Here is a 23,159-nt window from a genome sequence, read left to right on the forward strand (position 1 = left end):
CTTTGATTTAGGTCAACGTCGTGAAGCGGAACAGAATGGTCCGATTTGAGCGGCTTCGGCTTGCGAGCTATTGTTCCGCCGATTGCGCAAGGCGGCTGCGATCCTGATTGATCCAGGCCACTGTCAACTCCCAAGCGACTGACAGGATGACCGGGCCGATAAAGAGGCCAAGAATTCCGTGTGCAAGCGTGCCTCCGACCACCCCGATAAGGATCACGAGGGCGGGTGTAGTAAGGCCGCGCCCCATCACCAGCGGCTTCAAGATGTTGTCAAGCAAGCCAACAATCACCAGAAACACGGTCAGTGGGAGTGCCGTCGTGAAGTCTTTCGCTGTCCAGAGCCAGATGATCACGGGAAGCAGGACGACCGCCGCACCGATCTGCACGATGCTCAGCAGCAGGATCGCGAAAGCCAACAGGCCCGCATTCGGAATTCCCGCCAACTTGAGACCAATGCCGGCGAGCAGCGACTGGATGATCGCGACGCCGATAACGCCTTGAGATACGCCACGTATCGTTGCGCCCGCCAATTCCAGGAAGTGTTCGCTCTGCTCGGGAACGACGCGGGACAGGAACCCCCGGCTCGCCGCCACTAATTGCGGTCCATAGGGGAAGAGAAAGCCGGCCAAAGCAACCGACAGCAGGAATTTGAGCGTTCCAACGCCGGCATTCCCGGCAAGGCCGAGAATCGTCGCGGCCAGCGGCTTCAGATAAGGAGCGATTTCGCGCAGAACGGCGCGGAGGTTGGTCGATGCCTGATCCCAGAGATCGTAGAGCTGCGGGCCGATCAGCGGCCAATCCTTGATGCGCGCGGGCGGCGAGGGAACCCCGAGGCTTCCCGCGCTGAGTTGTGCGGCAATTTCCCGGAGGCCATCCACCGCGCCCAGACCGAGCCAGGTCGCCGGCCCGATGACTATCGCGAGGTTGACGATAGTGAGAATCGCCGCCGCCAGCTTCGGGCGTCCGCCGAGCAACTTGGCGAGACCGTTAAAGACCGGATGGAACGCAACGGCGAGCACCACGCTCCAGGCCACGATTGGCACGAAGGGTCGTACAAGAACGAAAGTCCAGTAGATCAGAAAAGCCAGCAATCCAAGCCGGATCGCAAGCTGGATGATGTCCTCCCCGGACAAAAGCTGGCGAAGTGTTCTCAAGGGTGCGCCCTCGTTCGAGGCTGCGCGAAAGCGTACCCACCGCGCTGCGCGACGCGGCTTGATTTAGATCAAGCACACCGACCCCCACTGCCCCATCTCGCGAAATCAGTGCCCTCGACCGCTCGGTTTCGTGCTCGGGGAGGGGCTTCGCTTTTCCGCCCCATTGATCCAAGATCAACGCCGCGCGCTCGGCGCAGCACTTGCCTGCAAAACATGAGAGGCGAGAGGAAACAGAGATGAAAGTGACATTCGCAGTTCTGTTCGCAGCCATATTCGCGAGCATTGGCATGGCCAACGCCGCGGACGGCTGCGGTCCCGGTTGCCATGCGGCGCGCAACGGCGGGTGCGTCGTCGACGGCTGGGATAGAGGCGCGCGTGTGCGCAATGAGTGTCCGGTCGGGGCTCATCCCCGTCCTCCGTGCTATCGGTGGTTCGTCTGGAGCCGTCGCGACGGAGCATGCATCATCAGCCCCAACTAGGGGACGATCCAGATCGGGATGATCGGCGTCCATCGCGGGAGCCGACCGGAGTGGGCCGCGTCTCGCGGCCCGCGCAGATTCACACGACTATCAAGTGCCCGTGACTAGAGCATTTTCGGTTCTGATAGAATCAGAACCGAAGCTCCAGATTCTAGTTTTGACGCGTTTTCTTCACGCGAACCGGTAATCCACCCTCGGATCAAGTCCAAGGGCATGCTTCGCTCGAAAACGCTCTAATGGCGACTTGATCTAGATCAAGCACCCTGGTCCCCCGAGTGGCAGGTTTGATTGCCGATGTCACGGCAATCACCTTCGACGAACGCGAAAAGGCGGTGGAAGCGAAATTCGCTCATGACGAGGAGCTGCGATTCAAAGCGATGGCCCGAGCCAACAAGTTGCTGGGCAACTGGGCAGCCGTACAGCTTGGATTGATCGGAGAGGACGCAACTTCCTGCTTTCGCTCGGCACTCTTGGCTGAAACGAGCGCCATGCTCCGGTGCGGGCCTCACACTCCGCCTGATCAGCGAGACCGGCCGTCGAATGATTGGAACAAGAGGCAGCAGATGCCGGAAGCCGCAACCTACACCGCGCACGAGCGTCTGAACGACGGCAGCCACATCGAAATCCGAGCGCTTCGAGTCGATGATGAGGCCGACATGCTTGCTGCGGTCGGGCGGGCGAGCACGCAATCCCTGCAACGCCGTTTCTTTGCGGTGAAGCGCGGCTTCTCGGAGAAGGAGCGCGCCTTCTTCATGGACATCGATTTCAGAAATCATGTCGCGCTTGTCGCACTCATCGAGGAAGCCGGTCGGCGGGCGATCGTCGGAGGAGGTCGATACGTTGTATTCGAGCCCGGGCGAGCCGAGATGGCATTCGTGGTCGTCGATGCCTGGCAGGGACGCGGCATCGGTTCGATCCTGATGCGTCACCTCGTCGGCATCGCTCGCAATGCCGGGCTACAGGAATTGACCGCAGAGGTCTTGCCCGAAAATGCCGCGATGCTGAAAGTGTTCGGAAAGTTCGGCTTCAAGCCGGCCATGCGGCGAGACCCACAGACGATCCATCTGGCGCTGACGCTCAGCTAACAACGATGGTCGGAATCCCTGCTGCCATGCGCTTATCATGGCCCTGCTGCCTGGATCACAGGTAGAGCACGGCAACTGCGGTTATTGCCCCAGAAAATATTCCGAGCGAGATCACGGCCGCTTTGAATACCAAGTCATTCTCGGCAACCCACAACAAGCCAGACCTCAATCCGAGAACGCCCTTGCGCCAACGCAATCGGGCGATAGCGAAGATCACTATTGTTTTCGCCCGGTTCGGATTTGAGAACGACGGCATAGACCCGATACTCCACACCGCCATGATGTGGCTGCGGCTGGCAATTGACCAGTGCAGTTTGTGCCACCAAAGCTCGCGGCATAACAACGCTTGGTGGCTGAAGGCGCAGCCTCTTTTTTTCCGACGCTGGTCGCATGTGATATCTCCGCCTCTCATAGGACGGCAATCGCTCAGCTCGCGGCGGCCCCCTTCGTCTTCGGCTCGAGCGACGCAAGCCCTTCAGTCGTCATCATCTCCTTGAATCGAGAGGCCTTGGCCATACGGGTTCGTCGGGCTATCCGGTACGTACGGATTTCCAGCACCGAAGGGATTGTTGACACTATCCGGAGAAAAACGACTCCCATAGCGGCCGTATGGATTTGAAATCGAATCCGGATCATACCGGTTGCTACTTAGGCGCCCACGATAGTTTCCCTGGCTGTCATACAGCTTGGGTGCATCCATCGCGTACGGATTGTTGGCGGAGCTGTTGCTGTGGACGCTGCCATATCGCCCGTACGGATTGTTGATGCTGTTTGGATTGTAGGGACTGCCAGCACCGAATGCGTTTCCCGTAGAATTCGAGGCATATGGGTTGGCGGAATAGTTGCCGAGATATTGCGCGGCGGCGCTAGATGTCATCACGACCAACAGAGCGCTGCTCAAGGCCATATTCATCTGCACTTCCTCTTCGTTCCAACATCACGGGCGCGCTCGCCGGACGTACAGCCCTCGCACGACATGACCGCCCCTGCAGGGCGACCTTAACGCAGGCTTCGCCATGGCACCCAGCTCACACATCCATCACGTGCGGTCAGAGCTTATCGCTACCTCAGCCCGAGAAGGGAACGGCGGTAGCCGCTCGCCTGGGCTTCGCTCCTGCACACAAAACTTCCGGTGAGACCCAGCCCGTAACGTTTCTGCCCTTTCAAATAATAGCGCGCGCGCCGAAAATCGAGCCAAACCACGGAATCACCCGGGCAATGGCGTTGCGCCTGTGCTTGATAGCGGAACGGCGTGAGCGGGACGGCCTTAGCCTGGTGTGCGGTGCACACGAAAAGTGAGAAGGAAACGACAAGTCCACTGCGTTTGACCCAGATCAACAGGCGCTCCCCCGGCGTTTCCACCGTCTGATCCATAGCATTTTCGGCACGCTGCCTAAAGACGGTTCGAACGGACTGTGCTAAATTTCAGTCTCGATCGAGCGAGCAGCAACATGCTCACGATACCACATCTCACCGCGCAGGCGCTCGGCGCCTTTCTGGCCTCCGAGACAAACGGACGGTTCGGCGCGTCTTACGGTTACCTCAACGAGCTCCTGCCATATGCGGCACGCCTGGCGCTCGAATGCATCGGCAACAGCGACGCGCTCTATCACGATATCGAGCACTCGATGCTGGTCACCCTGGCCGGTCATGACATCCTGATGGGGCGCGCCTTGTCGCGGCCGACGACGGCCGAGGACTATTCAAATTTCATCCTGGCCTGCCTGATCCACGACATCGGTTATGTCCGTGGCGTCCTTCAAGGAGACGGGGACGACGTCTATGTCGCCGATGTCACCGGCACGACCATCCGGCTTCCGCGCGGCGCGTCCGATGCAGCGCTCGCACCCTATCACGTGGACCGGTCCAAACTGTTCGCGCTGGAACGTTTCGATGGTGTTGAACACGTCGACGCCAACCGGATGGCGCGCGCGATCGAATACACGCGATTTCCCTACGCACCGTCATCGTCCGACGACGACGATCTGAACAATGAAGAGGGCCTGCTGCTGCGCGCCGCGGACCTGATCGGCCAACTCGGCGACCCCAACTATCTGAGGAAGGCCAACGCTCTCTTCTATGAATTCGAAGAGACCGGGATGAACAAGCAGCTCGGCTACGATACCCCGGCCGATGTCGTGTACAAATATCCGCAGTTCTATTGGAACACCGTCGCGCCGCAGATATCGACCGCCATTCGATACCTGAACGTCACGTCAAGCGGCCGCCAATGGATCGCAAACCTTTACAGCAATGTGTTCAGGGCGGAACGAGAGATGAGGCTGTCCGGTCCGGAGCTGTGACGCTGATCAATTGCCAGGGCGCACGCGGCATGTGGCAGATGTAACCGAATTTTCGGGCGCCTGAAATGCCCGCGTAACCCTGACCTCCCAAGTTCCGACACGCGGCACCGCTCGCGGTTACCGCGAGATGCATTCGTTAGCGGGGGCACAAGGAGGAATTCATGACAAACAAACTCGCACTGGCTGCATCAGTCGTCATCCTCATCGCATTCTCGGGCGCTGCGTTTGCAGGCAGCTCCAAAACGCACGCGCGCACGCATTGGTCCGCGGCAGCTTACGCTGCACAAGCCGCGTACTACCCTTACGCTTTCGAGCCGGCACCATACTGGCCCAACGTGCGCCAGTATCACGGCGGACCGAAGTCCAACTATTGAGATCGCCGTCATAGCCTGGCGCTTCGGCTCTGATTTTGTCGCCGAGCGATTAACGGTGTGATGCACCGCTTACGCGCTACGCCGCCAACCGGTCGAGCAGCGCGAGCATGACCGGGGCGTCCGGCATCGGCAACACCGCGTCGATGCGCTCGATCAGGCGGGACTGCAGGAGTGCGTTGCGCGCATTGCCGATGGTGCCGAGCGGGCCGCGGAATCCGTGATCCTCCCAGGCCATCTCGAGCAGGCTTTCGCTCATCAGCGCATCGATGAGGTCGTCGGCCTGGCGCTCGATGCTGATTAACGGATGCGCGGAGAACACCGTCGGCTGCGGATAGAGGATCACCGGCTTGGCCGGCGCATTGGCCTCCAGCCGCTTCCAGCGCTCGGCATCCTGCAGCACCCACTCCACCAATTGATTCTCGTAGCCGACGATCAGCGGCTGCGCGCCGGCGCCGCCGGCAACATAATCGTCGAACAATTTTCCCGAGGACGGCGGCTTGAAGCCCATACGGCGGAACACGGTGGCGACGTCCCCGTCGATGCGGCTCAGCGTATCCGGCATCACCACGTCGCCCGAGAGCAGGCTCGCGGCGAGGCCCGCGAACATGAATCCCGAATTGGACTTGTTCGGATCGGTGCAGACGATGCGGGCGCGGCCGAACAGATCGGAGACGCCGATCGCGGCCCAGGTCTCGCCGGCGATGATCGCCTTGAGCAGCTTCGAAAGGTCGGCCTTGTAGCGCGGGCCCCCCATCGGCTCGGCGAAACCGCCCTTCACCAGGCCATCGGCAATGCGGTCCCATGAATAGAGCACGATTGGCGAATTGAAGATCACCTGGTCGCGCGAAATCTTCAGGCCCGAGCTGCGCGCCACCTCCACCAGCACGGAGGACGACGGCCACAGGAACTGCGGCTTCTGGTCGAGCAATGCACGCTCGCGCACCATCTCCACCGATCCGGCGCGGCGCCCGTCGAGCACCAGCCCAAAGCGGCGCTCGAGCACGCCGCGCACACGCGCATTGGCGAGGAAGCCTTCCTTCTCGCCACCGGCGAATCCGAACAGTTTCTTCGCTTCGCCGAAGCGGCCGGCGATCTCAGGATGTTCCCGAAGGTAGAGATAGCCGCCGGTCGCCGCGGCGCTTGCGGCGACGAGGCCGATCCCGAACGCACGACGCGACATGGCCATCAGGTTGTCCCCTTCTTCTCCCCGGACGGGATGCCGGTCCGCGCCGGTCCGATATCCTCGTCGAGCGAGCTTTTCAAAAGCTTGAGTTCGATGTCGAGCTTGTCGAGATCGGCATCCTGCAGATTGGCCGCGTAGCGTGTGAAGGCGCCATCGAGCCGGTCGATCAATTCACGCGTCGCGGCGAGTCGTGCGGTGTCGGGCACAGTGCTGCGCTCGAGCGAAGCATAGGCCTCGGCGATCTCGGCCGCGCGCGGCAGGTAATAAGTGAGGAAGCGCCTGACACGGTCGATGCGCAGCGGGTCACGCTCGATCGCGTCAAAAATATCGCGGGCGATCTTCACGAGATGCCGGACGCGCTCGGCCACCACGCGGGTCCGGATCGCTGCCGCCGCGGTTTCCATGCGCTCCGTCAGCGGCTCTGCCTCCGTGAGGAGTTCGCGCGCGAATTCGATGCGGCCGCGCGCCGCGCCGCTGGCGTCGAGTTCGGCGAAGCGCCTGCGCGGCGCCATCACCGCGACGATGCCGCCGCCGGCCAGCGCGCTGACGAGGAAAGCGATCCAGAATGGCATCCCAACGCCGATCGCAAGCGAAGGCAGCAAGACCGCGGCGGCCGCGCCACCGGCAATCCAGCCGAGCCCGGACGGCACGGTCGCCATCAATTATATCCTCGCACCGAGCGGAACGCGTCCGTCAGGCTCTTGGTGCCGTCGAACACCCTGCCGCCGGTCAGCTTCGCCAGATTGTCGAGCTGGCTGCGATCGACCTGGTCGCCGAACGTGACCCCGAACACCGGCACACGCCGGCCGTCCGCGCGCCACGCGGCCTCAAACGTCGACAAATAGCCTTGGCTCTTGCCATCGGTCATGATGACGATGGCCGGCAAATGCTCGCCGCTGGCAAGCAGCGGCTTCATGGCGACGAGCGCCCGCTCGCCACAGGTATAGAAGTCGGTGCCGCCGCCGGCATGCAGCTCCAGCGCCTGGGTGAGAAGCGTGCCCTGCTCCGCCTCTCCGCCTGTGGCGCGCGCCGTCCACAGCACATGATCGTTGAACGGCAGCAGCAGGATTTCGTCCGCCTTGGTCCATTGCACCAACAGCTCGCGGGTGCGGGCGGGCGTCAAAAGGAAACGGATCGCGTCGAGCAACTGGGTCTCGCCTGCTCCTTGCATGCTGCCGGAGACGTCGAGGCACAAAGCGGTGAGCGAGGGACGTCGGAGCGCCTCCTGATAGATCGACAGCGCCTTCTGGATGACCGCGGGCTCGGGTGGCCGGATGATCGTCAGCGCGCGCGCCGGATCCAGATTGGTCTTGGGGTCGGCGGGAAGCGGCGCCGCGCGGCCGACCTCCACCCGCCGTCCGGTCTTCGCGATCCGCGCCTGAACCTCGCCCTTGAGCAGAAAGGCTTGCAGATCGGCAAAGAAGGTTTCGACGTCCTTGCCACGGCCGCGATCGACGAAGCCGAGCGGAGAATCGGCGACCGCGACGCCGTCTTCCGGATAGATCGCGTAAAGCGGCTCGTGGCCATCGGCGATCAATTTGTCATTGGTCTCCTTGATAACAGCCTCATAGTTCCAGATCGCCTGATAGTGCGCTCCATTCCGCTCCCCGTCGCGATAGAGATCGGCGAGCCAGCCGCTCGAACCCGCGCTGCGCTCGACCCCTTTCAGGAGGCCGCGCGCCGTCGCCAGCACCTCGGGCTTGTCGAGATCGCCGGCTTCGATCAGGTCGGGCTTGCCGATCCCGGCCGCGAGCATCGCAAGATATGCAGCCGCGCCGGAGTTCGACTGCGTCGCCGAGGTCATCAGGAATTTCAACCGGCCGGCCTCGACAGCGGCGAGAATGTCCTTCGCAGTCACCTTGGCGCCGATCCAGTTCAACTCTTGTGCCTTCAAGCGGCGCACGCCGAGGATCACCGGCATCTGCACGATCGACTTGACCGACTTCACCCGCCGCTTGGTGTCGAACATGTCGATCCAGATCGAGGCCGCCGGCCACACCGCGTCGGCCGGCGGATCGTCGCCCTTGAGCGCCAGCGCGATGTCAAGCGAGCCCTGATAGCGCATCGTGCAGGCGGCATTGCGCGACTTGCAGAATTCCTGCACCAGCGGCTCGAGCACGTCATTCTCCGAGCCTGACAGGATGGTGAATTGGGGCCCCGGCCCGCCGCTGCAGCCGGAGAGCAGCACGGCGATCAGCGGTGCCGCGACATGCAGCGCAAACCAGCGCCGCGGGAACAACGCGAGGCTCATGCAGACGCCTTGGTGACCGCGGATTTCAAATCGTCGGTCAGTTGCGACATACGCTGTTCGATCTCAGCGCGCTTGGTCCGACCCTGTTCCTGCACCGCGAGCACGCCCGAGATGGTGTCGATCAGGTCGCGATTGGTCTTTTCCAGCGTCGTGATGTCGACGATGCCGCGCTGTGACTGCTTCTCGATCTCGATCGCCTGGGTCTTCATCATCTCGGAAGCCTGGCGCATCATCTCGTTGGTGGCATCGGTGACGGTCTTCTGCAACTCGAGCGCGGATTTCTGCCGATTCAGCCCGAGCAGCAGGATCATCTTCTGCTTCCACACCGGGATTGTGAGTTCGGTCGTGGCCTGCAGGTTCTCGATCAGCGTCTCGTCGCCCGATTGCACGATGCGGATCTGCGGCAGTTGCTGGATGCCGATCTGGCGCGCCTGCTGCAGATAGAAGATGCGCTTCTCGAGCCGGTCGAGCGCCTGGAGTGCGTCCTGATAGGTCTGCGCCGCGAGCAGGGCGTCGCTGCTTTGGCCTTGCGCGGTCGCGGCCCGCTCCATCTCGATCAGCTTGCCGCGGCGAAAGTCCTCAGCGAAAGCCTTGCCGGCGCTAATATGCGCGTCGAGCTGGCCGAGCGCGGTCCTGGTCTGCTCATAGAGATCGTCGAGCAGCGCGATGTCGCGGCGCAGGACCTCCTTGTTGCGATCAAGCTCGACGCAGACGCGATCGATCTGCGAAGCGACATCGCTGAACTGCTCGGCAAAGCGGCGCAGCCGTGCCTCCGCCGACGAGAACAGGCGCGTCAAGAGGCCGCTGTCCTTGAGATCGGCGGGATCGAGCCCGCGCGCCTTGCCCAAAATGTCCGACAGGAGCTTGCCGGTCGTTCCGAGCTCGCGATTTTGCGTCTGGGACAGAATGCGGTCGGCGAATTCGACCACTGACCGCTGGGCGCGCTCGCCGAACGTGACGATGCGCGAACGATCTGAAATATCGATTTCGGATTTGATACGTGCAATCGCAGATGCATCAGCCGGCAACGCCGGGACATCAATCGTTTCGCTCACTACCTCACTCCCTCTCTGCCACGGCCATGATAGCATGTCGGGCTGGTTCCGCAGCTAAGCGCAGGCGATACGACAGATTGATGACACTCCCGCAGGTTGATGACAGGCTTGTTGATGAAGTCCTTTCCGAAACGGCATAGGTTACCGAGGGTCGCAAAACCCGATCCGGCGCGAGCTCGGTGCATGAAGAGATTCTTGTTTGATTTCAAATATATGTGAGCAGATCATCCACACTACCGACCTGCCGTGCGTTCACGTTGTAGCGCGGCGCCGCGATTCCCCCGCCCCTCATGCTAACGTCGAACCGCCGACGAATCGTTTGCAGCACGAAAGGTCCGCACACATCCAATGCAAAACCAAAACGCCAAAGCGCTGAAATCCGTCTGTATCTTCTGCGGCTCCAGCCCGGGCCGTGATCCGATCTATCTGGAGACCGCGGTCGCCACCGGACAGGCGCTGGCAAAGGCCGGCATTACCATCGTCTATGGCGGCGGGAAGGTTGGGCTGATGGGAGCGGTGGCAGACGCAGCGCTCGCGGCGGGCGGACGCGTGGTCGGCGTCATTCCGCGCGCGCTGGTCGAGCGCGAAATCGGACACACCGGCCTGAGTCAGCTTCACATCGTCGAGACCATGCACGAGCGCAAGACGATGATGGCCGAGCTATCCGACGGCTTCATCGCGCTGCCGGGCGGCGCCGGGACGCTCGAAGAACTTTTCGAGGAATGGACCTGGGCCCAGCTCGGGATTCACCAAAAGCCGTGCGGCCTGCTGAACGTGAAGGATTACTTCGCGCCGTTGATGGCGATGGTGGAGCAGATGGTGGCTGAAGGATTCACGATCAGAGCCTACGCCGAGATGCTCATCATCGAAACCAAAGTAGAGGCGCTGCTGCGTCGCTTTGCGGCCTACCAGCCGCCGCCACGAAAATGGCTGCGCACGGACGCGGCCGCCAAGCCATAAGAGACGGTCCGAAAAGAGCATGCTCAAGCGGAGAGGTAAAACCGTGATCCGATTCCTTTCAATCGGATCACGATTTCAGTCGCTTCACCCGCCATGCTTCTGCGGCTTATGGCCGCTCTGACCGGAATCGTTGTGCTTGTTGTGGTGGCTTTCCTGGTTCAGCCCGCCGCGGCTCACCGGAAATTCCGACTGGCGCGCATCCTGTTTCGGACGTCTTACGGTCGCATCTTCCACATTCCGCGCGCCTCCTTGCTCGAGATTGCGCGCATCGGGAACATCGGGCTTGCGTTCCAGCATCCGCAACTGCTGCTCATGGGTCTTCTTGCCCTGCAGCACCGTCTTACGCGATTTTGGCGTCTGATCGCGCGACGGGCGGCCGCGCCGGCGATCCGGCGCCTCGATACCACCCTGCGGGTTGGTGTCGTTCTCGACGTCGCCCTCGAACGTGTTCTCGCCTTCGACATCCTCCAGATCGTCTGGCGTCGCCTGCGCCATTGTGACGCCCTTCGATCCCCCGATCAGCGGATTGCGATAGAGGTCGATGTCGCTCGGCCGTTTCGTTTTGGCGTGTTTCGTCATGATCACCCCTTCGATGCCGGATGCGTACCCCCGCCCTTGTGTTCCGGTTCGTGCGTGTGGTGGCTGTCGCGCTCGCCACCGCCGCCGGAAATCCGGCTGTGACGTCGCCTGGGATCGTCGGCGGCCGGCTTCTTGACCTCAAGCGGCGCCTGAACGTTTTCGTGCGCAGCACCGGGGCCGCCCTGGCGAATGCTCGCCGGCGTCTTGGTTGAAGTGGACATGATGCGCTCCTTCAGCGATCCTGCTGATAGCCCTGATGGGTGGTGTTCTGCTTGGTGTTCGCCGACTGCCCCTGCTCGTCGGGATTTTCCACGTGCCCGCGCGTCGTGCGCGCCTGATGGGCATTGCCGGACTTCGGATCACCCGTACCCTTGCGGCTCTGGTTCTCCGGCGGCACCGGTGGTGGCTTGGTCATGATGGACTCCTGTTCCATCCAAAGTGACATAGGATAACGCACGCGAAATGCATGGGTTCACTTCACTGTCATCGAAAACCCGACGACGTAACGATCAGGAAACCGGCTCCGCGCGCCGCGGCGTCCTCTTTGATTCCGGCCACATCGCGCGGACTTCCTCCGGCAATGCGTGGCGGATCTTCTCGACCTGACCAGGATCGACATAGTGGTTTAGCACCTGGAACACAGCATGCGCCGCGTCAGGCGCGCTGACCGGCCGTGTCGAGCTTAGCTCGGCCGTGATGATCGACAGGAACTGTTCCGCTGACCGCCAGTTTTGCGGAGCATCGCTCGGGCGGAATCGATCATAATACGTGCCGCGCACGATTAGCGGAAGCTGTGCGCCGAGATGCGCCGCGAGTTCGATCGGAACCCGATCGCGTATGGTCCGCAACACCGCGCCCAGCGCATGCCACGCCAGCTGCCGGTCGCGTGGCAAGGTTTCCATGATCTCATCCAGCCATGAATTGGTGAGGTGGATGGTTCTGTCGAATACCTCGAGACCTGTCGCACTCATGGGGATCACCCTTCGTTTGCAAGACGCAGGGCTAACGATGCGCGGACGCATAGGTTCGCGAATATTGCAGTCGACGAGCGGGCGCCGGTTTTTGTCGCTGGGCGGCCGGGCAGGCATCTACAATGGTGGCAGCGCCGCCACCGGCACCATTCAGGCCGCCCGCACGGTCTGCAGGAACCGGCTGACTTCCGTCTGGAGCCGGCTGCTGTCGCGGGACAGCGATTGCGCGGACGAGAGCACCTGCGTGGACGCCGAGCCTGTCGCGGTGGCGCCGCGCTGGACATCGGTAATCCGCGAAGAAACTTCCTCAGTGCCTTGCGCGGCCTGTTGCACGTTGCGCGCGATCTCCTGCGTCGCCGCGCCCTGCTCTTCGACCGCAGCGGCGACCGTCGAGGCGATCTCCGCCAGCGTTTCGATCGTGTTGCTGATCTGGCCGATGGCGCCGACCGATTGATCGGTCGCGGTCTGGATCGCGGCGATCTGCTGACCGATTTCGCCGGTCGCCTTCGCCGTCTGCTCGGCCAGCGCCTTCACCTCGGACGCGACGACCGCAAACCCGCGGCCTGCGTCGCCGGCGCGCGCAGCCTCGATAGTGGCGTTGAGCGCCAGCAGGTTGGTCTGGCCTGCAATGGTGTTGATGAGCTCGGCGCGCGCCTGAGCCTCGCTCGAGATCGTGAGCCCGGAAGCTTCGACAGAGGCAATTTCCAGAAGCTCGGTTTTCATCTTCGCGAGTTTCTCGGCGGCGGACTCATAGGCAGTCGCCGTGCTCTTCAGCTTCTCCAACTGCGAGCGCGTATCGGCGGTCGACAGACGGGAGATCTCATCGATGAACCCGAGGAATCCTTTGTAGCGTGCCGCCAGATACTCGGTGGCCTTCTGCAACTCTTCATCGATGGTTGCAACGCGGATGTTAGCCGCGCCGACCTGCAGGCCGCGCGCTGCCGCCTTGGCGTCGATTGCCGCGCGCGCGATGTTGGACTGCAGGAGCACGCTCTCATTGGTGCGGCTGACTGAGGCATTCGCCGTCAATTGATTGATGATCATCAGCGCGACGAAGATCACGCCGAGCGCGGATGCGATGCCAAGCTTGGCTCCGATCCGCAAGTTTTGAATACCTTTGATCATGCCCACCCCGTTGCAGTCTGGCCTTTGGCCCAACCTCGTCAGCCGGGCAAACTTATTGCTGGGGCTGTTTAAGTAACGTTAAACGACGGCAGCGAAAGCGATGAAACAACCCGAGAGCGAGTGATGATTGCTTGCAGAAAAAGCATGCTTCATATGCCGAGGCGCGAACGCTCAGTTCGCACAACTCCCTGATGTATCTCTTCGTCCAGAAGACGGTTGGTCAGGAAATTCGGTAGCGCACTCATCCGCAAAGGATACCGTCAGCAGAGCATCTCCTTCAACTTCAACACGGCGCTATCCGGCGTCGTGAGCACCGGTCGTCCCGACGCTTGCTCAACCGCCGATGCCGCCGGCGCCATGCTGTATTGCGCGAGCGCGATGACGTCGCAGTTGCGCAAGTCTTTCGACGTTTCGATCACAAGCCGATCATGCTCGGCGCGGTCGCCGCGATCGAGCGCCGCCAGCGCGCCTTCCGCCAGCCTCGGTACGAGCTCAATCGAGGCAGGAAACTCGCGAGGCATGGAGGCCAAGGTCGGCGGAAATGTCGAGAGCAGGCCGACCTTCCGGCCGCTTCGCGCAGCCTGCTCGATCATCGCCTCATTGGGCTTCAAGACCGGCATCGGCGCATGCGCCCGCGCCACCGCCTCGATGCAGGGTCCGAAGGCGGAGCAGGTGAACAGGATCGCATCGGCGCCCGTGCTCACGACATAGCGGCCGAGCGCGAGGAAACGCTCGGTCATGGCGTCGGTGAGCCGGCCGTCGCGCGCGAGATCGGCCGACAGGCTGTCGTCGAGCAGGTTCATCAGCCGCGCCTCCGGCCACAGCTTGGCGAACGATGCTTCAATCGGCTGAATCGAATGCTTCAGGGCGTGAATAAGGGCGATGCGCATTGTCGTTGTTCTACTCTCGATCAGTTGCCGATGCCGGTCAGCGCTCTGTCGACGGCGCGGCCGAGCCGGTCGACGTTCACATTGCTGTCGTCAGGCGTCCAAGCCGAGCTTACGCGGAGATCGCCATGATAGTCTATCGCGGCACGCTTCTTGCTACTCCCGGGACTTCCCAGGGGAAATTTCCATGCAGTTGATGACCAGAGTGACCGCGATCCTTGCCCTGCTCGCAGCCATTGCGGCGCTGCCCGCCCCCTCGCAGGCGCAGGACAAGGTCGCCGTCGGCGTATTCCCGCTGTCGTCGTCGCTGCCTTATTTCGTCGCGCTGGAACGCGGGTTCTTCAAGGAACGGAACATCGAGCCCGAGATGACGAAGCTTTTGGGTGGCCCCGCCAACGTCGCGGCGCTGATGACCAACCAGATCGAGGTCTCGGCGGTTCTGGTCACGCTCGAAGGCCTCAACGCCAACGTCAAGAAGCCGGGAGTCGCCACCTATATCAGCCTCAACAGCCAGACCAAGGTCTGGAAGATGGAACAGTTCGTCGTCCGCAATGGCTTTGCGGCGAAAACGATCGCCGATCTCAAGGGCGCCAAACTGATGTCGGCGCCGGGACCGGCCAACATCAACACCGCAAAGGCGATCCTCGCCAAGAACGGCCTGAAGGCAGGCGACTACACGATCGACCAGCTCGACATGGGCCAGCACGTCAACGCCATGACGGCCGGCACCTTCGACGGCGGCTACACGCTCGAGCCGAATGCATCGATGATGATCAAGGCAGGCGTCGCGCACCCGATCGAGGCCGGGGTGATCTCGAAATACATCCTCGGCAATGAGAATGCCAACGCGTACGCCGCCGGCTGCGCGATGACAGCCGATTTCATCCAGAAGCGGCCGGATGTGGCAAAACGCTTCGCGGCCTCCTGGGCCAAGGCGATTGCCTTCATCAACGCCAATCCGGATGAAGCGCGAAAACACCTCGCCAAGAACACGTTCACGCCGGATAACGTGGTCGATATGGTGCCGATGCTTGGCTATGTGATGGTCGGCGATATGACAAAGGAGCAGCTTGCCGATCTGCAGGCATTGTCGGATTTCGGCAACTCGATCGGCGTCGTGCCCGAAAAGATCGACGTCACCAAGTTCCTGCACAGGTTCTGAGGCGCGCATGACGAGCGCAGCCGCAAGCGTGGCGAGCGGGCTGTCCGGCGGCTTCGACGAGTCGCGCCGGACGGCGCCGCATGTCACGATCCGCGGGCTTTCCAAGCGTTATCCCGACGCTGTCATCTACGACGCCTTCGATTTCGATATTCCGCGCGGCAAGCTCATTTCCGTGTTCGGACCAAACGGCTGCGGCAAGAGCACGCTGATCAACATGATCGCAGGGCTCGTGCCCGCTGACGCCGGCGAGGTGCTGTTCGACGGGCGGCCGCTCAGTCGCGTCAAGTTCGGCTATGTGTTCCAGAACTATCGCGAGGCCCTGTTTCCGTGGCTGCCAGCGTTCGACAACATCGCCTATCCGCTGAAGCTGATGGGCGTGCCGAAGGCGGAACGCAAGCTGCGCGTGGAGCGGCTGGTGGCGCATCTCGGCGTCAAGATCGACCTTGCGCTCTATCCCTACTACCTCTCCGGCGGACAGCAGCAACTCGTCTCGATCATGCGCGCGCTGATCGTCGAGCCGGAGGTCCTGTTCCTCGACGAACCGTTCTCCGCGCTCGATTACGAGATGACGCTGTTCATGCGCGAGCAGTTGCAGCGCGTGTTCATGGAGACCAAGACGACGACGGTCCTGGTGTCGCACGACCTCGAAGAGGCCGTATATCTCTCCGACCATGTACTGCTGCTGTCGCGCCATCCGGCACGGGTGGTCGAGTTCGTGCCCTATGACGCGCCGCGGCCGCGCACGGACAAGACGATGTCAGAGCCTTCCTTCGTCGCCACCAAGGCGCACTGCCTGAAGCTGTTCCAGCACGAGGTGCGCCGCGGATGACGGGACGCCAGCAAATCGCGAGGGCGTTGCTGCCGTTGGTTGGCGTTGCGATGCTGCTCGCCGTCTGGACGCTGGTGAACGGACTGAAGCTGGTCGATCCCGTGCTGCTGCCCTCGCCCGCCGAGACGTTCAGGACCTTGTGGGAAGGCATGGCCAGCGGCAAGCTCGGCGTCGACTTCGTCAAGACGGTGGCGCGGACGATCTCCTCCACCGCAATTGCGGCCGTCATCGCCATTCCGCTCGGCATCCTGCTCGGCTCCTCGGAGAAGCTCTATCGCTCGGTGGAGTTCCTGATCGACTTCTTCCGTTCGACGCCCGCCTCCGCGATGTTTCCACTGTTCCTGGTGCTGTTCGGCGTCGGCGACCGCACCAAGATTTCCGTGGCCGCGTTCGGCGCCGGCCTCGTCATCCTGTTCAACGTCGCCTACGGCGTCATGAACGCGCGGAAGACGCGCCTGCTTGCCGCCAAGGTGATGGGCGCATCGCGCACGCGCGTGCTGTTCGACGTGATGCTCTTGGAATCGCTGCCGCAGACCTTCGTAGGCTTGCGCAACGGCGTGTCGCTTGCGCTCGTCATCATCGTGGTCGCCGAGATGTTCATCGGCTCGACCGACGGGCTCGGCCAGCGCGTCTTCGAAGCGCAGCAATTGTTCGACATGCCCGGCATGTATGCGGCGATCTTTGCCGCCGGCGCGCTCGGCTACGCGCTCAATCTCTTGTTTCTATTGATCGAACGCCGCTTCGTGCACTGGGCCGGCCGCTAGCAGCAGCGCTTTCCGGCCTCAGGACGAGGTCGTGCGAACCCGAAATATCCCAGTCGGCCGAATGGCCTATCTTCTAGGCCGCCGGACGCATGCCCCGATCGAAACCTTGATTCCCCAGGGAGAACCTCATGGCCCGCACCGTTGCCGACCAGATGGTCGAGACCTTTGCCGCAGCCGGCGTGAAACGCATCTACGGCATTGTCGGTGACAGCTTGAACGGATTCACTGACGCGCTGCGCCGCCACGGCGGCGTTGAATGGCTGCATGTGCGCCATGAGGAAGTCGCGGCCTTCGCCGCCGGCGCCGAGGCGCACATCACCGGCGAACTCGCGGTCTGCGCCGGAAGCTGCGGCCCCGGCAATCTGCATCTGATCAACGGCCTGTTCGACTGCCATCGTTCGCGTGTGCCGGTAGTGGCAATCGCCGCGCATATCCCTTCGCCCGAGATCGGCTCGGGCTTTTTCCAGGAGACGCATCCGGAGCATCTGTTCAAGGAATGCTCGACCTATTGCGAATTGGTGTCGAGCGCCGAACAGATGCCCCGCGCGATCGAGATCGCCGTGCGGCGTGCGATCGGCGAACGTTGCGTCAGCGTCATCGTGATTCCCGGCGACATCGCGCTCAAGCCAGCCACCGGCACCTCGGCCTCGGCATCGACAGGGCTGGTGCTGTCGCAGCCGGAGGTGGCGCCATCCGATGCCGCACTCAAGCAGCTCGCCGACCTCCTGAACCAGTCGGAGCGCGTCACGCTGCTCTGCGGCAGCGGCTGCGCCGGCGCACACGACGAATTGATGCAGCTTGCGGAAGCCCTGAAATCGCCAATCGTCCACGCCATGCGCGGCAAGGAATATGTCGAGTGGGACAATCCTTACGACGTCGGCATGACCGGCCTGATCGGGTTTTCCTCGGGCTATCACGCCATGGAAAACTGCGACACGCTGCTGATGCTCGGCACCGACTTCCCCTATCGGCAGTTCTATCCGAAGGGCGCGCGGATCGCGCAAGTCGACGTCAGGCCCGAGGCGATCGGCCGGCGCGTGCCGGTCGAGCTCGGCGTCATCGGACAGGTCGGCCCGACGGTGCGCGCATTGTTGGCGCGACTGACGGCCAAGGATGATCGGCGGTTTCTCGACGGTGCGCGCAAGCATTATGCCGAAGCACGCCGCGGCCTCGACGAGCTCGCCTCCGGCCGCAAGGGCGGCACGCTGCATCCGCAGCAGATCGCGCGTGTCGCAAGCCAGCTCGCCAGTGAGGACGCGATCTTCACCTGCGACGTCGGCCTGCCGACAGTCTGGGCGGCGCGCTATCTCGCGATGAACGGCAAGCGCCGCCTGATCGGCTCGTTCTGGCATGGCTCGATGGCCAACGCGATGGCACAGGCGATCGGCGCCCAGGCGGCCGCGCCGGGACGCCAGGTCATCTCGCTTTCCGGCGATGGCGGCTTCACCATGCTGATGGGCGATCTCCTCAGCCTTTCCCAGCTCAAGCTGCCGGTTAAGGTGATCGTGTTCAACAATGGCGCGCTCGGCTTCATCGAGCTCGAGCAGAAATCCTCCGGCTTCCTCGACACCGGCACCGAGCTGAAGAACCCGAACTTTGCCGCCATGGCGGAGGCCACCGGCATCAAGGGTGTCCGCATCGAGGATCCGTCCGAGGTCGAGGGCAAGCTTGCCGAGGCCTTCGCGCATCCCGGACCCGTCGTGATCGACGCCGTCGTCAACCGCCTTGAGCTCGCCATGCCGCCCAAGGTCACCACCGAAATGGCCAAAGGCTTCACGCTCTACATGGTGCAGGCAGTGCTGAACGGCCGTGCCGACGAGGTCGTCACGCTGGCGCGGACCAATCTCTTGCGGTGAGAGGCTCCCTCTCCCGCTTGCGGGAGAGGGCGGGGTGAGGGTGTCTCCGCATCGGGATTCCCTGAGTGGAGAGAACCCTCACCCGGCGCTTCGCGCCGACCTCTCCCGCAAGCGGGAGAGGTGGGATCACCGCCGCTACGTGCAGCGCGCCGAAAAACCCGATCCCGCGAGCTTGGCCAGCACATCGTCCAGATGCGCGCGGTCACGGGTTTCGATCACGAGCTCGAGCAGCGTCGCCTTCGCCGGGAGCGCCGAGAAGGTGCGCTGGTGCGAGACTTCGATGATATTCGCACCGGCTTCGGCGAGCAGCGCCGAGACCGCGGCGAGCTGGCCGGGTCGGTCGACGATGTCGAGCGTGAGCTGCGTCAACCGTCCCTCGCGCGCGAGCTCGCGCGTCAGCACCGAGGCGATCAGGCGCGTGTCGATGTTTCCGCCGGTCAGGACCAGGCCGACCTTCTGCCCCGCGAAGCGCTGCGGCGCGGCCAATACCGCCGCGAGGCCCACGGCACCGGCCCCTTCGACGACCGTCTTCTCGATCGAGATCAGCATCGATACCGCGCGCTCGATCTGATCTTCCGTGACCAGCAGGATGTCGTCGACCAATTCGCGCACGATCTTGGTCGTGATCTGGCCCGGCGACTTGACCGCAATGCCCTCGGCAAGGGTGTCGCCGCGCATCGGCAGATGCTCGTTCCTGACCGCGTTGTGCATCGACGGGTAGAGCTGGGCCTGGACGCCGATGATCTTCAAACCGGGCTTGAGCGATTTGGCTGCGATCGCGATGCCTGAGATCAACCCGCCGCCGCCGATCGGCACGACGAGCACATCCAGATCCGGCACGGACGCCAGCATCTCCAGTGCAATCGTGCCCTGGCCAGCCATGATCAGCGGATCGTCATAGGGATGGACAAAGGTCATGCCGCGTGTCTCGCAAAGCTTGCGGGCAAACTGCGCGGCGTCCTCCAGCGTCGCGCCGGAGATGATGACTTCGGCGCCATGGCGCCGCGTATTCTCGATCTTCACCATCGGCGTGCCGATCGGCATCACGATCGTGGCGGGGATGCCGAGCCGCAAGGCGTGGTAGGCGACGCCCTGCGCATGATTGCCGGCCGACATCGCGATCACGCCGCGCTGTCGTTCCTCCGGGGACAAAGCTTGCAGGCGGTTCAACGCCCCGCGTTCCTTGAAGGAGGAGGTGAACTGCAAATTCTCGAATTTGAGCCAGATCTCGCAGCCGCAGATCTCGCTCAGCGTCCGGCTCTGGTTGCAGGCGGTGACGATGACGGAATCGCGGATGGTGGCCGCGGCGGCCCTGATATCGGCCAGGGTGATCGGAAGGTTTTTCAAGTTGACCTCGGTTTGTCCTGTAGCTCCTGTTGGCGCGCCTGTGGCATGCTCACGGCCTCCCTCCTTGGATACGGTCTGGAATGCCAACCTATATTGCCCTGCTCCGTGCCGTGAATGTAGGCGGAACCGGCAAGCTGCCAATGGCCGAGCTGAAAGCGATGTGCGTCGCCGAAGGATTTGCAAGCGTACAAACCTATATCGCCAGCGGCAATGTGGTGTTCGACAGCAAATTGCCCGCCGGGAAGGTGAAGGCTGCATTGGAGAAGCGGCTGCAGGCCTATGCGGGCAGCCCGATCGGCGTGGTGATCAGGACTGCGGAGGAGATGGCCGCGGTGCTGAAGGCCAATCCGTTCCCCAAGGCGCAGCCGAACTGGACGGTTGCGATCTTCCTCGACGAAGCGCCGCCGCCCGATGCGCTTGCCGCGATCAGGGGGCAGCAGGACGAGGACGTCCGCCTCGGCAAGCGCGAGATCTATGTCGCCTATGGCTCAGGCATGGGTCGCTCGAAGCTGAAGATACCGGCGGCGACGAACGGCACGGCGCGGAACATCAACACGATCGCCAAACTCGTAGAGCTCGCGTCGGGCGGCTAGAGCGACTTTGAGCGAAGTGGAGACCGGCTCAAGCGTCCTGGAGTGCGGCCTGGGCGTGCTCGCGCGGCCTCACCGGCTCGGCCCGCTCGACCACGTCGCAATTCTCACAATGCAGGACGGTACGGAAATGCTTGTCCAGCGCGACGGTCCGTTGCCGGCCGCATTGGCAGCGCATCTGCTTGTCCATGGGAATGACCCTGGTTGTACTGGTTCGCGGGAAGGTCAGTGCGCCTAGCTAGCCGCTAAGGGTTAACCTAGTGTGACGACGATGACGCAAATCAGGCGCGGCTTCGACAAGCCATCTTGCCGCGGCGCCGATTTTCCTGCGGTTCGAGGCCGACCTGGTCGCGGGCTCAATGGCGCCGAGGGCCAAGCTCAGAGGCTCGGCACTTCCTCCAGCGCGACCGGTTGCAAGCCGCCAAAGCGGCGTTCCCGGCCGTGGAAGGAGGCTAGCGCCTCGGCGAGATCGTCCCCGTCGAACTCCGGCCACATCCGATCGGTGAAGTGCAGCTCGGCGTAGGCGCCTTCCCACAGCATGAAATCGGACAGGCGCTTTTCGCCGCTGGTGCGGATGATGAGATCGACGTCGCGCAGATTCGGCTCGCCGGTGACGAGCTCTGAGAAGGCCTCGCGCGTGAGCTTGCCAAAGCCGGCGACCTGCGTCGCGGCGTTGAGGATGGCATCGCGGGCGGAGTAATCGACCGCGATGCGCAGATGCAGGGCGTCGCCATCGGCCGTCGCGTCTTCCGCGCGGGCGATCGCAGCCGCAATGCCGTTGGGCAGACGATCGCGGCGGCCGATCACGGTGAGGCGGACGCCATTGCGCACCAGCGCCTGGATCTCGTTGGCGAGATAGAAGCGCAACAGGCCCATCAACGCGGTGACCTCGGTCTTCGGCCTGCGCCAATTGTCGCTGGAGAAGGCATAGAGTGTCAGCGTACCGATCCCCTGTTCTGGCGCTGCCTCGACGATGCGGCGGATCGCTTCGACCCCGGCCTCGTGGCCGCGCAGCCGCGACAACCCCCTCCGCGTCGCCCATCTTCCATTGCCGTCCATGATGATGCCGACGTGAAGTTTGGAGGAAATATCACTTTGCATTACAAAGTCTCCGATCAAAAAAGGGAATCGTGATCAGGCCGGCAGGATGCCGAGCTGGGAAGGCGCGGCGCCCTCCTTGCCCGCGGCCTTGGCGGCGTCGCGCACCAGCCGTTCCAGCACAGCCAGATAGTCGAGGAAGCGGCGGCGGCCCGCCTTGGTGAGGCGGCAAGTGGTGTGCGGGCGATTGCCCTCATACCTCTTGGTGACTTCGACGAGTCCGGCTTCCTGCAACACCTGCAGATGACGGCTGAGATTACCGTCGGTCAATCCGCAAAGCTGCTTGAGATCGGCGAACGCCAATCCCTTGGGATGCGTCATCAGCGAGGTCATCAGCCCGAGTCGCGCCTTCTCGTGGATCACGCGGTCGAGACCGTCATAGGAGAACGGCGCGGTGTTGGCTTCAATCTTCGACATCGTTTTCTCCGGTGGCGAAATACAACAGGGCAGCCATCAAAACCTGACCGACGACAAAGGGCAGGCCCATGGTCCAGGGCGACAAGGCGTGGCTCTGGCTCGCGACCACCAGCACCGCAAAGCCCGAGAGGAAATACCAGGCGCCGGCAAAGGCGATGCTGCGCGGCAACGAGCGGACAGAAGCGAACACGCCGAGGCTCACCAGCACCTGCCACAGGCCGGGCAGCATCCACAGCGTTTCGGGCGCGAACTTCCACAACAGGATCGCGAGCAAGACGCCGGCGACGCCCGCGGGCAGGAACTGCTCGACCGCTTGCTGGATCATGGCGTCCGCGAGCCCGGAATGATGCCGGCGCGAGCGCGCCCGCATCTCGGTCCAGATCAGCGCGGCCGAAAGCAGCGCGGCGACGGTCCAGCCGCCAAAGAAGGTGAGCGGGTTCCCGGTCGGATTGTTGAGCCAGAGGAACTGCAGGATGGCTGTCAAGAACGCGACGCCGCCGGTGGCGGCCACGGTCGCCGGGCCATAGCCGCGGAACGCCGTGCCCGCCGCAATCTGGCTGCGGATGGCAAGAATGTCGGCCAGGGCCTTGTCGAGATCGCGCATCGGTTGTCCGAACTTTGCATTGCAAAGTACACCGAGTCGCGAGACGGGCGCAAGTCAGCCAGCGGCCGACTGGATCACTTCGGCCGT

The 23,159-nt window shown here is 62.9% G+C and carries 28 protein-coding genes and 1 pseudogene; 11 read left to right on the forward strand and 18 right to left on the reverse strand.

Annotated elements, in window-relative coordinates; translation table 11 throughout:
- Window positions 1-67: 67 nt before the first annotated feature.
- Entirely contained in the window at window positions 68-1,153 is a 1,086-nt protein-coding gene (locus AC5ZG1_RS24175; protein WP_463327103.1) for an AI-2E family transporter, read from the reverse strand.
- A gap of 287 nt (window positions 1,154-1,440) precedes the next feature.
- On the opposite strand from AC5ZG1_RS24175, the gene AC5ZG1_RS24180 reads away from it, so the two are divergent.
- The 3 genes and pseudogenes from AC5ZG1_RS24180 (at window position 1,441) to AC5ZG1_RS24190 (ending at window position 2,717) form a co-directional block, all read left to right on the forward strand.
- Complete coding sequence (locus tag AC5ZG1_RS24180; RefSeq protein ID WP_433994492.1) at window positions 1,441-1,632, forward strand: GCG_CRPN prefix-to-repeats domain-containing protein; 192 nt, start codon at window positions 1,441-1,443, stop codon at window positions 1,630-1,632.
- 332 nt (window positions 1,633-1,964) lie between these two features.
- Window positions 1,965-2,024: pseudogene (locus tag AC5ZG1_RS24185) on the forward strand (ATPase inhibitor subunit zeta); the annotation flags it as partial.
- 171 nt (window positions 2,025-2,195) lie between these two features.
- Window positions 2,196-2,717 (forward strand): GNAT family N-acetyltransferase, encoded by a 522-nt coding sequence (locus AC5ZG1_RS24190; RefSeq protein WP_496134310.1) that lies wholly within the window; start codon window positions 2,196-2,198, stop codon window positions 2,715-2,717.
- 475 nt (window positions 2,718-3,192) lie between these two features.
- Here AC5ZG1_RS24190 and AC5ZG1_RS24195 read toward each other — a convergent pair whose 3' ends face one another.
- A complete protein-coding gene (locus AC5ZG1_RS24195) occupies window positions 3,193-3,630 on the reverse strand; it encodes a hypothetical protein (protein WP_456644286.1) in 438 nt (145 codons plus the stop codon).
- Between the two features lie 149 nt (window positions 3,631-3,779).
- Window positions 3,780-4,091 (reverse strand): hypothetical protein, encoded by a 312-nt coding sequence (locus AC5ZG1_RS24200; RefSeq protein WP_496134268.1) that lies wholly within the window; start codon window positions 4,089-4,091, stop codon window positions 3,780-3,782.
- Between the two features lie 77 nt (window positions 4,092-4,168).
- On the opposite strand from AC5ZG1_RS24200, the gene AC5ZG1_RS24205 reads away from it, so the two are divergent.
- The gene (locus tag AC5ZG1_RS24205) at window positions 4,169-5,020 is read left to right on the forward strand and encodes a metal-dependent phosphohydrolase (protein WP_496134269.1); all 852 of its coding nucleotides are present in this window, start codon (window positions 4,169-4,171) and stop codon (window positions 5,018-5,020) included.
- Between the two features lie 161 nt (window positions 5,021-5,181).
- Window positions 5,182-5,394 (forward strand): hypothetical protein, encoded by a 213-nt coding sequence (locus AC5ZG1_RS24210; protein WP_130225805.1) that lies wholly within the window; start codon window positions 5,182-5,184, stop codon window positions 5,392-5,394.
- Between the two features lie 76 nt (window positions 5,395-5,470).
- Here the strand turns inward: AC5ZG1_RS24210 and AC5ZG1_RS24215 are convergent, their stop codons facing one another.
- From AC5ZG1_RS24215 to AC5ZG1_RS24230, 4 genes are read right to left on the reverse strand one after another with little or no spacing between them, the layout of a single operon-like run.
- The gene (locus tag AC5ZG1_RS24215; RefSeq protein WP_496134270.1) at window positions 5,471-6,580 is read right to left on the reverse strand and encodes a hypothetical protein; all 1,110 of its coding nucleotides are present in this window, start codon (window positions 6,578-6,580) and stop codon (window positions 5,471-5,473) included.
- On the reverse strand, window positions 6,580-7,236 hold the full coding sequence (locus AC5ZG1_RS24220) for a 5-bromo-4-chloroindolyl phosphate hydrolysis family protein (protein ID WP_496134271.1): 657 nt from the start codon (window positions 7,234-7,236) through the stop codon (window positions 6,580-6,582). The genes AC5ZG1_RS24215 and AC5ZG1_RS24220 overlap by 1 nt, the downstream gene beginning before the upstream one ends.
- A complete protein-coding gene (locus tag AC5ZG1_RS24225) occupies window positions 7,236-8,828 on the reverse strand; it encodes a vWA domain-containing protein (RefSeq protein ID WP_496134272.1) in 1,593 nt (530 codons plus the stop codon). Before AC5ZG1_RS24225 ends, AC5ZG1_RS24220 begins: the two co-directional genes overlap by 1 nt.
- Window positions 8,825-9,883, reverse strand: coding sequence for a toxic anion resistance protein (locus AC5ZG1_RS24230; RefSeq protein WP_496134273.1), 1,059 nt, complete (start codon window positions 9,881-9,883; stop codon window positions 8,825-8,827). The genes AC5ZG1_RS24225 and AC5ZG1_RS24230 overlap by 4 nt, the downstream gene beginning before the upstream one ends.
- Window positions 9,884-10,231: 348 nt before the next feature.
- Between AC5ZG1_RS24230 and AC5ZG1_RS24235 the strand changes: the two genes are divergently transcribed.
- On the forward strand, window positions 10,232-10,843 hold the full coding sequence (locus AC5ZG1_RS24235) for an LOG family protein (protein WP_496134274.1): 612 nt from the start codon (window positions 10,232-10,234) through the stop codon (window positions 10,841-10,843).
- Between the two features lie 84 nt (window positions 10,844-10,927).
- Here AC5ZG1_RS24235 and AC5ZG1_RS24240 read toward each other — a convergent pair whose 3' ends face one another.
- From AC5ZG1_RS24240 to AC5ZG1_RS24265, 6 genes are all read right to left on the reverse strand, one after another.
- Window positions 10,928-11,422, reverse strand: a complete 495-nt coding sequence (locus AC5ZG1_RS24240) for a hypothetical protein (RefSeq protein WP_245474702.1) — start codon at window positions 11,420-11,422, stop codon at window positions 10,928-10,930.
- Between the two features lie 2 nt (window positions 11,423-11,424).
- Entirely contained in the window at window positions 11,425-11,643 is a 219-nt protein-coding gene (locus AC5ZG1_RS24245; protein WP_456644278.1) for a hypothetical protein, read from the reverse strand.
- 11 nt (window positions 11,644-11,654) lie between these two features.
- Window positions 11,655-11,837: a hypothetical protein gene (locus AC5ZG1_RS24250; protein WP_035689448.1), complete on the reverse strand. Its 183-nt coding sequence runs from the start codon at window positions 11,835-11,837 to the stop codon at window positions 11,655-11,657.
- 94 nt (window positions 11,838-11,931) lie between these two features.
- Window positions 11,932-12,393 (reverse strand): DUF2267 domain-containing protein, encoded by a 462-nt coding sequence (locus tag AC5ZG1_RS24255; protein WP_464347176.1) that lies wholly within the window; start codon window positions 12,391-12,393, stop codon window positions 11,932-11,934.
- A gap of 150 nt (window positions 12,394-12,543) precedes the next feature.
- Entirely contained in the window at window positions 12,544-13,518 is a 975-nt protein-coding gene (locus AC5ZG1_RS24260) for a methyl-accepting chemotaxis protein (RefSeq protein ID WP_496134275.1), read from the reverse strand.
- A 260-nt stretch (window positions 13,519-13,778) separates the two neighbouring features.
- Window positions 13,779-14,408, reverse strand: a complete 630-nt coding sequence (locus AC5ZG1_RS24265) for an aspartate/glutamate racemase family protein (protein ID WP_496134276.1) — start codon at window positions 14,406-14,408, stop codon at window positions 13,779-13,781.
- A gap of 184 nt (window positions 14,409-14,592) precedes the next feature.
- On the opposite strand from AC5ZG1_RS24265, the gene AC5ZG1_RS24270 reads away from it, so the two are divergent.
- The 4 genes from AC5ZG1_RS24270 (at window position 14,593) to poxB (ending at window position 19,016) form a co-directional block, all read left to right on the forward strand.
- Entirely contained in the window at window positions 14,593-15,567 is a 975-nt protein-coding gene (locus AC5ZG1_RS24270) for an ABC transporter substrate-binding protein (protein ID WP_496134277.1), read from the forward strand.
- 7 nt (window positions 15,568-15,574) lie between these two features.
- Window positions 15,575-16,396: an ABC transporter ATP-binding protein gene (locus AC5ZG1_RS24275; RefSeq protein WP_496134278.1), complete on the forward strand. Its 822-nt coding sequence runs from the start codon at window positions 15,575-15,577 to the stop codon at window positions 16,394-16,396.
- Entirely contained in the window at window positions 16,393-17,160 is a 768-nt protein-coding gene (locus AC5ZG1_RS24280) for an ABC transporter permease (RefSeq protein WP_130225794.1), read from the forward strand. Before AC5ZG1_RS24275 ends, AC5ZG1_RS24280 begins: the two co-directional genes overlap by 4 nt.
- A gap of 128 nt (window positions 17,161-17,288) precedes the next feature.
- Entirely contained in the window at window positions 17,289-19,016 is a 1,728-nt protein-coding gene (gene poxB, locus AC5ZG1_RS24285) for a ubiquinone-dependent pyruvate dehydrogenase (protein WP_496134279.1), read from the forward strand.
- Window positions 19,017-19,151: 135 nt separating this feature from the next.
- Here the strand turns inward: poxB and AC5ZG1_RS24290 are convergent, their stop codons facing one another.
- On the reverse strand, window positions 19,152-20,363 hold the full coding sequence (locus AC5ZG1_RS24290) for a threonine ammonia-lyase (protein WP_496134280.1): 1,212 nt from the start codon (window positions 20,361-20,363) through the stop codon (window positions 19,152-19,154).
- Window positions 20,364-20,443: 80 nt separating this feature from the next.
- Here AC5ZG1_RS24290 and AC5ZG1_RS24295 point away from each other — a divergent pair, with 80 nt between their 5' ends.
- Complete coding sequence (locus AC5ZG1_RS24295) at window positions 20,444-20,956, forward strand: DUF1697 domain-containing protein (protein ID WP_496134281.1); 513 nt, start codon at window positions 20,444-20,446, stop codon at window positions 20,954-20,956.
- Between the two features lie 28 nt (window positions 20,957-20,984).
- Here the strand turns inward: AC5ZG1_RS24295 and AC5ZG1_RS24300 are convergent, their stop codons facing one another.
- The 4 genes from AC5ZG1_RS24300 to AC5ZG1_RS24315 all read right to left on the reverse strand — a co-directional run bounded on the left by AC5ZG1_RS24300 (window position 20,985) and on the right by AC5ZG1_RS24315 (window position 23,072).
- Window positions 20,985-21,143: a hypothetical protein gene (locus tag AC5ZG1_RS24300; protein ID WP_165435197.1), complete on the reverse strand. Its 159-nt coding sequence runs from the start codon at window positions 21,141-21,143 to the stop codon at window positions 20,985-20,987.
- 188 nt (window positions 21,144-21,331) lie between these two features.
- Window positions 21,332-22,054 (reverse strand): di-trans,poly-cis-decaprenylcistransferase, encoded by a 723-nt coding sequence (locus tag AC5ZG1_RS24305; RefSeq protein ID WP_496134282.1) that lies wholly within the window; start codon window positions 22,052-22,054, stop codon window positions 21,332-21,334.
- 33 nt (window positions 22,055-22,087) lie between these two features.
- On the reverse strand, window positions 22,088-22,468 hold the full coding sequence (locus tag AC5ZG1_RS24310) for a transcriptional regulator (protein ID WP_456644268.1): 381 nt from the start codon (window positions 22,466-22,468) through the stop codon (window positions 22,088-22,090).
- Entirely contained in the window at window positions 22,455-23,072 is a 618-nt protein-coding gene (locus AC5ZG1_RS24315) for a hypothetical protein (RefSeq protein ID WP_130225789.1), read from the reverse strand. The genes AC5ZG1_RS24310 and AC5ZG1_RS24315 overlap by 14 nt, the downstream gene beginning before the upstream one ends.
- Window positions 23,073-23,159 lie beyond the last annotated feature (87 nt).

The sequence above is a fragment of the Bradyrhizobium sp. Leo78 genome (genome assembly GCF_059512425.1).